The sequence below is a fragment of the Arthrobacter sp. BB-1 genome, from assembly GCF_006151685.1.
Taxonomy (GTDB): Bacteria; Actinomycetota; Actinomycetes; order Actinomycetales; family Micrococcaceae; genus Arthrobacter.
Genome location: NZ_VDEV01000047.1, coordinates 1 through 4,509 on the forward strand (window position 1 = coordinate 1; position 4,509 = coordinate 4,509).

Consider the following 4,509-nt stretch of genomic DNA (forward strand, 5'->3'; position numbering starts at 1 on the left):
AACAACAAGCTGATGCAGTCAGTCCTGTTAACTGAACTTCGTCGTAGAGTCTGGATCAGGGTTCTCCGGAGAGGTGGTTCTCGTGGACGAAGTGCGGCTCAAACTGCTCGAGGGACAGATTGGCCTGCTGGCGATAGGCGCGGTAGTCCCGAGAACGGAGGGCCTCTTGCCTTACGTCGTCATCGACGACAAGGGGCAAGAGATCGCGGACTTCTCATTGTTCCTTCGTGATCTTGTTCTGAGCGATATGAGCCCTTTGACCGTCCGCTCTTACGGCAACGACTTGCTCAGGTGGTGGCGCATTCTTGGTCTGCTCGGCAGTGGATGGGAGCAGGCCACTCGTGCGGAGGTCGAGGTCCTGGTGGGGTGGATGCGGTCCGCGGTGAATCCTCAGCGGCGGGGGACCGGTCAGCGGGGCAGGAATTCGCGCACAGGTAAGCGTCCCTTGGTCGGGGGCTATGCGCCGGCAACGATCAATCACGCCCTTTCGGTGATTTCGTCGTTTTACTCCTACCACTCACGCTTCGGTCGTGGTCCTCTTATCAACCCGGTTCCTGAGGCTGCAGGGCGGAGACGCATGGTTCATCGCGGCAGGACCGAAACAGCACCAGGAGTAGGTCGGGCTCCTTTGCGGCAGAAGAAGTCCGAATGGCTGCCCCGTTCCATCCCGGATGACCTTTTCGCCGGTTTGATGGAGGCTCTGCGGACGAACCGTGATCGAGCCCTGGTGAGTATGTATGTGTCTTCCGGGGCCCGCGCGAGCGAGCTGCTCGGCGTCCACGGCGATCAGATCGACTGGCCTGGGCAACGCGTTTGGGTCGTATCGAAAGGATCCCGTGTCCTGGAACCGGTGCCTGTGTCTCCGGAATCCCTGCGGTATCTGACCATGTACTTCCATGAGCACGGAGTTCCCAGGCCAGATGAATTGATCTGGCGGGCGCTCCACGGCAAACCGCGGCCCTTGACGTATCACGCCGCCCGGCGAATGCTGCAACGGGTGAATGCCGTGCTGGGCACGGATTGGTCTCTGCATGACTTCAGACACACGACCATCAACCGCATGGTCTCGGACCCGAATCTGACCTTGCCTGAAATCATGGCCGTGAGCCGGCACCGGCAGGTCTCCTCGATGGCTCCCTATCTACGGCCCCGGGTCGATGAGGTCTTCCAAAAAGTACAAGAGCACATGGCATCCCCACGGCCGCAACCAACGCTAACTCCGGGCTACGATCCCGACGATTTCTCAGTGGTGTTCGGTGCCTAAGGCCCTTAAACGACCACAACAGCGGCCGATAAACGCAGCTGTTCCCGGCAGAACCCGGAACCAAACCGTCATCATCGCTGCTCCGGCGGCGCGACCGGAGATTCCGCCATGGCCGCGCGGTGACTTGGACACGGCAAGTCCTGAGAGCATCATCTCGTTGACTGACACGATATGGCCCCGCACGCAGCCACGTGAATCACTCCGACATCACGGGCTGAAGTGGCTGCTGTCTTATCTCGTCAGGCATGCCGGCCGGACCTGGCAGGAGAAATGGCTCTCGACAGGGTTCAATGATGGTCACCGCAAAATACGTGAGCTGACCACGGGAAACTTCCGTCTGGACGGCGAACTCGGGCATTCACTAATGCTCCTGTGCTGTCTACGGGTCATCCGTCCTTCGCTGGAAGCCTTCAAGATCAACTCGTTCTACCGCTACCACGAGCATTTTGAGCAAGCACAAAACGACCCGGATCTGAACCGCTTCCTGGCCCTCGTTGAACAACAGGACACGTCCAATCACTTCAAACGCTGCGCGCGGATGGATGTGGCATCAGCACTAACGACCCAAGGAATCCGGTTCGCTGACCTGAGCGCTGAGGCATTACTGCACTACGCCATTGCCACGCGCGAAGGCGGATGGGGCGGTGGCTACGAAACGCATGTCGGTTACCTTGCCTGGCGGGTGATGTCTGAATCCGGGCACTTTCCCGCCCAAGTCCCGCCAACTCTCCGCGGGGCAATGCGATCCCCGGCTCAGAAGCCAGCTGAACTGGTCGACAAACACAACATCATCAACCCGGACATCCGCGACGTCTTCGTTGCTTACCTGACCCGGCGCAGCCACGACATCGACCACGCCACTCTCCGGGACCTGGCAGAAGACATTTGCGGGAAGTTCTGGACGGGCCTCCAAAAGATCAACCCCGGCCAGCCGAATTTCGTCATCTCGCAAGAGCACTACGAAAGCTGGCGGGCCGTGGTGGCCCTCCGCCGGGATGGAAAGCCACGCCTTCAACTCGAAGCCGTCATGACCAATATCAGGGCCTTCTATCTTGACCTGCAGGGCTGGGCGGCCGAAGAACCAGAACGCTGGGCCCGATGGGTAGCGCCTTGCCCGATCGCTGGCAGAGAGACCCGGACGCTGGGCAAAGCGGCCCGCCGGGCAAAAGAACGCATGGACTCCAGAATTCGCCTCTTACAGCCAGTGCTGCCAGCATTCATCGCCGCTGCCACACAACGCAGAGATCACTTCCATGAACTTCTGAAAGTGGCCGGCGACACCCGCAAAGACGAGATCATCACCGTCGGTGGGAAGCAGTATCAACGGCTCTATACCGAAGGAGATGCCAGGCACCGCCGTTTCCATGGAGTATCGAACGTCCGCGTGCTTGATCTGTCCGCCAACCGCAAGATCAATGTGACGTTCATCGAGGACGCCGTGTTTTGGCAGTGGGCGGCTGTTGAGACCTTGAGGCATACCGGCCTTCGGTGCGACGAACTGCTGGAATTGTCGCAGCTGAGCATCCGTCAATACATCCGACCGAACGGCGAAATCGTCGCACTCCTGGTTGTCGCTCCCTCAAAAAATGATCGGGAACGTGTCATCCCCATGAGCCCTGACCTTTTTCACGTCATCGCCACGATCATCCGGCGCCTGACCAGGAACAGGGAAAGCGTGCCACTGGCGACTCGATTCAACCCATCCGAAAGAGTCACCAGCGAGCCGCTGCCGTTCCTCTTCCAGCGCACCATCGGACAACGCACCGAGGTGATCAACGCCGGAACGCTTCGTGATGAACTGGCCAAACTCAGCGACGCCGTCGCCATCGACCATCCCGAGCTGGGCGGTTGCCGCTTCACACCGCACGACTTCCGCCGCCTTCTGGCTACGGACCTGGTCAATAACGGTCTGCCCATCCACATCGGCGCCGCACTCCTGGGACACCTCGATATCCAAACAACCCACGGCTATGTCACCGTCTTCCGCGAGGACGTTATCCGGCACTACCAAAAACACCTCAATGAGCGCCGCGCCGCCCGCCCGGCACGAGAATACAAATCTCCAACCGAGACCGAATGGGCTGAATTCGAAGAACACTTCGACAAACGCAAGGTAGAGCTCGGCAACTGCGCCCGTCCCTACGCCACCCCCTGTGAACACGAACACGCCTGCATCCGCTGCCCCATGCTCGAAGTGGACCCTGGCATGATCGCCCGGCTCGACGAAATCAATACCGATCTCATAGCGCGCCGCGAACTCGCCCAAACGAAGGGCTGGCTGGGCGAACTCGAGGGCATCGACCTCACCCTTCAATTCCTCGAAGAAAAACGCGCCAACGCACAAAGATCAGACAATCGCGGTCCGACTAATCTGGGCATGCCTGCCATACGGTGATTAGGCAGCTGGGATTCAGGACCTGGCGGGCTACATTCGTTCACATTGGGGGAAATATGAAGATGGTCATTCTGGCAATTGCCGCCTGGGTTTCGACAGGCCTAATCGCCTTGCTCGGAGTCAGTGCCGGCGCCACCATCTGGTTCTACATGGAACCCGTAGTCGATTCCGTGCCGGATCCGGCGAGCTACTTTGTTGCCGTCACTGCCGGATTCCTGGCACTGATCCTGAGTTTTTCAGTCAGTGTTGGGATCACTGTTCATGCAGCTCGTTGCGAGGCCGGCCGACAGGCCGCAAGCTGACAAAAGCGCAGCCCTCGTACCAGACCGGCACACGAGTGGGCGCCTCCCCATGGGGCGTCGTTCCTACGAGCTGGCGACGAGTTCTAGTTCGAAGCCATCGGAGTTTACGAGGTAGGCAGCGTAATGGTCCGGACCGCCCGCATTTGGATATTCATCCACGAACAGCGGGCTCCAGCCGTGATGTCCGCTCTCGCCAGCCAATGCATCTACACTTTCTCGGCTCCCGGCCTTGAACGCCAAGTGGTTTAGTCCTGGCGCTGTGCGCTGATGTTCTTGGCTGCTCAGGTCGGGTGATTCCTCAACGACGATGTATGTGGGACCAAGCCTCCAGCTGATTCCGCTGCCCCAGTTCTGATAGTTCTCGTATCCCAAGCTGGACAGGATCCAACCCCATTCGTTCTTAGCCCGGCTCAGGTTCGGTACCCACAACTCAATGTGGTGCAGGACGCCTTTGAAGTCATCGTTCACGTCGCGAGTCTTTCACAAGTCCAGGTCCCATCCTTTTTCAGGTCCGCCGCTGACGTCTCACTTGCAAAGTGCAGAGAAGC

The 4,509-nt window shown here is 59.3% G+C and carries 4 protein-coding genes; 3 read left to right on the forward strand and 1 reads right to left on the reverse strand.

The features are described from left to right. The first annotated feature begins 82 nt into the window (after positions 1-82). The 3 genes from FHJ30_RS21160 to FHJ30_RS21170 all read left to right on the forward strand — a co-directional run bounded on the left by FHJ30_RS21160 (position 83) and on the right by FHJ30_RS21170 (position 3,961). A complete protein-coding gene (locus tag FHJ30_RS21160; protein ID WP_139031210.1) occupies positions 83-1,264 on the forward strand; it encodes a tyrosine-type recombinase/integrase in 1,182 nt (393 codons plus the stop codon). A gap of 157 nt (positions 1,265-1,421) precedes the next feature. After that, positions 1,422-3,659 carry a site-specific integrase gene (locus FHJ30_RS21165; protein WP_139031211.1) on the forward strand — a complete coding sequence of 746 codons (2,238 nt, stop codon included), beginning with the start codon at positions 1,422-1,424 and terminating at the stop codon, positions 3,657-3,659. Positions 3,660-3,715: 56 nt separating this feature from the next. Beyond that, complete coding sequence (locus FHJ30_RS21170; protein ID WP_171059167.1) at positions 3,716-3,961, forward strand: hypothetical protein; 246 nt, start codon at positions 3,716-3,718, stop codon at positions 3,959-3,961. A 63-nt stretch (positions 3,962-4,024) separates the two neighbouring features. Here the strand turns inward: FHJ30_RS21170 and FHJ30_RS21175 are convergent, their stop codons facing one another. Beyond that, the gene (locus FHJ30_RS21175) at positions 4,025-4,429 is read right to left on the reverse strand and encodes a VOC family protein (RefSeq protein ID WP_139031213.1); all 405 of its coding nucleotides are present in this window, start codon (positions 4,427-4,429) and stop codon (positions 4,025-4,027) included. Positions 4,430-4,509: the final 80 nt, after the last annotated feature.